Source organism: Flavobacterium sp. (genome assembly GCF_035456225.1).
In the GTDB taxonomy this organism is placed as follows: Bacteria; Bacteroidota; Bacteroidia; order Flavobacteriales; family Flavobacteriaceae; genus Flavobacterium.
On the sequence record NZ_DATIDM010000141.1, the window covers coordinates 1 to 3,083 of the forward strand.

Here is a 3,083-nt window from a genome sequence, read left to right on the forward strand (position 1 = left end):
AAAAAAACAGATTATCAACAGGCACGGAGAAAATTTTGATAAGCCTTCGGTGATTATTTCCAACCATACTTCCTTTTTGGATACGCTGGCTATTGGAATGGTAACACCAAAAATCATTTATCTGGTTAACGACTGGGTTTATAATTCCCCAATCTTTGGTCGGGTTGTGAAATTGGCGGGCTATTATCCGGTCTCGCAAGGCGTGGAGGGAAGCGTTGAACATTTGCGTGAAAAAGTCGAGCAGGGCTATTCGCTAATGGTTTTTCCTGAAGGTTCGCGGTCTGATGATGGTGTGATCAATCGTTTTCATAAAGGAGCGTTTTATTTGGCCGAACATTTTAATTTGGATGTGCTCCCAGTTTTCATCCACGGAAATTCCGAGACCTTACCTAAAGGCGATCATATTATTTATGACGAAAGCATTTCGGTGGTTATTGGAAAACGAATTAAAGCTGACGATACTTCATTCGGGTTGAATTACTCGGAACGTACCAAAAAAATAAACAAATATTTCAGGGAAGAATATGCTTTATTGCGCCAGGAACTGGAAGGTGAAAATTATTTTAAAAATAAGTTACTGATCAGTTTCTTGTACAAGGAGAGGGAAGTAATTAATGCTGTGAAAACCGATTTCGAACTGCGAAAATCATTGTACTTCCGTCTGAATACGATACTGAAGGAGGATGCGAAAATTTTACATATCGCTGATGATTTCGGACAATTGGACGCTTTGCTGGTGCTTCAGCAACCGAAGAGGAAAATAGAAAGTTTTATTCAGGATGAAGAGAAAAAAGCCGTAGCCTCGTCTAATTATATTTTGAAAAAACGTCGACTTTCTTATTTGGATTCGGTTTCGGAATATGACAAGAAAGCCAACGTTTTATTGGTTTCGGCCCAACATTCTGATTTTGTAAAGCAAATCTCGCTGGATAATGTAAATCAAATCGTTTTAATTGATAATTTTGAGTTGAAAAACCATTTTGTAAATCAAAGTTTCGAAGTTAGCGATGATGTGGAGGGTTTATTGGTTTTAAAGAAATTATAAGTGAATAAAAAATACGACATAGTAATCATCGGGAGCGGTCTGGGAGGTTTGGTTTCAGCCATCATTCTTGCCAAGGAAGGAAAGAGTGTATGCGTACTGGAGAAAAACAACCAGTACGGCGGCAATCTGCAGACATTCGTACGCGAAAAGACCATTTTTGATACTGGAATTCACTATATCGGGGGTTTGGAGAAAGGCCAAAATCTATACAAATATTTTTCGTACCTAGGTATCATGGACCATCTGAAACTCAAAAAGATGGATCAGGATGGATTCGATATCGTTTCTTTCGGCGATGGGACCGAGTACCCGCATGCGCAGGGGTATGAGAATTTCGTTCAGCAATTGACGGTCTATTTTCCGGAGGAAGAGCAAACCATCAGAGCCTATTGCGATAAGTTGATTTATACCTGCGATTCATTTCCGTTGTACAATCTGAAACAGGGCGGCGGGTACCAAAGCGAAATACTATCCCTGAATGCCAAAGACTATCTGGATGAATTGACCGATAATGAAAAACTGAAAGCGGTTTTAGCCGGTTCCAATTTTTTATACGCCGGAATTGCCGATAAAACCCCTTTTTATGTTCACGCGCTTTCCGTAAACTCCTACATCCAAAGTGCCTGGCGTTGCATAAACGGAGGAAGCCAGATTTCAAAACAGTTGATCAAGCAGCTTCGAAAATATGGCGGAGAAGTTTATAAACACCGTGAAGTAGTTGCATTTGATTTTAAAGACGAAAAACTGACTTCGGTAAAAACGAAAAATGGAGAAGAGTTTTTCGGAGAGATTTTCATTTCCAATATAGAGCCGAAAACGACTCTTAAAATGATAGGGGAGGATAAGTTCAGGAAATCGTATTACAGTCGGATTCAGAGTCTGGAAGTGCTGCCTTCGGCCTTCAGTTTGTATATTGTTTTTAAACCGGAGTGTTTTCCCTATCTGAACCATAATTATTATCATTTCAATGACAGTAACAGGATTTGGAATGCCAACGAGTATACGGAAGCTTCCTGGCCTGAAGCTTATATGGCTTCTATGAATGTTTCTGAAGAAAATCAGGTTTGGGCTGAAAGTCTTACAGCAATAACGTATCTGAAATTTGAAGAGTTTTCCACATGGGAAGACACCCATAATACCGTTTCCGAAAAGGGAGAGCGCGGTGCTTCGTACGAAGAATATAAAAGGGTAAAAGCTGAAGCCTTTATAACTGAAATTGAGAAAAAATTTCCGGGAATACGCGATTGCATTCAGTCGGTGCATACCTCTACCCCGCTTTCCTACCGGGATTATATCGGAGGGTATCGCGGAAATTTATATGGTTATATAAAAGACTCGAGTAATCCGATGAAAACCTTCATTTCGCCAAAAACCAAAATTGATAACCTTTATTTAACGGGGCAAAGTATCAATATGCACGGTGTTTTGGGGGTAACTATCGGCGCTGTTGCCACTTGTTCGGAAATTTTAGGAGACGATTATCTTATCGATAAAATCAACAGGGAATTGGAATAAAATGAAAATAAAGATTCAAATATTACTTTTTTTAGGATTGGCTTTATGCCTGTTTTCCTGTGGCACCTATGAATCGTTGCATCATCAGCCCAAAACGGAAGGGTATAATCAGGAAAAACCAGTCGTAAATAAATATTCGGATACCCTTTTTTCATCGGGAACCAATTATCTTGTCAAGAACAAGCAAAAACTTTGGGAATTACACATTTCGGGGGATGCACTTCAACTCGGACTTGTAAATGGCGGGCTCAGCGAACCCCTGATAAAAAAACAAGAGCGCGTATTTTTTACTAAAATCAAGGACATCATTCCCTCGAAATTCAAGCAAAGGATGTTGCGGCAATTCCTGAAATGGTACAACCGTAAACTGTATCTCTATGTCCCCGAAGAATATCAAACTGAAATCTACGGTATTTCTCAATACAACTCGGATGATTACCAGTTTATTGCGCCCAATTATTTGCGGTCACTGTATCTTCACGCGGCTCATGACATCGGGCATGCCCTGCAGGATCTGGCTTTG

The 3,083-nt window shown here is 39.9% G+C and carries 2 protein-coding genes and 1 pseudogene; all 3 read left to right on the top strand.

The features are described from left to right. A partial coding sequence (locus VLB74_RS08420) for a lysophospholipid acyltransferase family protein (protein WP_325203013.1) occupies positions 1-1,045 on the top strand: 1,045 nt, incomplete at its 5' end. Further along, positions 1,046-2,560 (top strand): phytoene desaturase family protein, encoded by a 1,515-nt coding sequence (locus VLB74_RS08425; protein ID WP_325203014.1) that lies wholly within the window; start codon positions 1,046-1,048, stop codon positions 2,558-2,560. Position 2,561: 1 nt separating this feature from the next. Beyond that, a pseudogene (locus tag VLB74_RS08430) lies at positions 2,562-3,083 on the top strand (acyl-CoA--6-aminopenicillanic acid acyl-transferase); the annotation flags it as partial.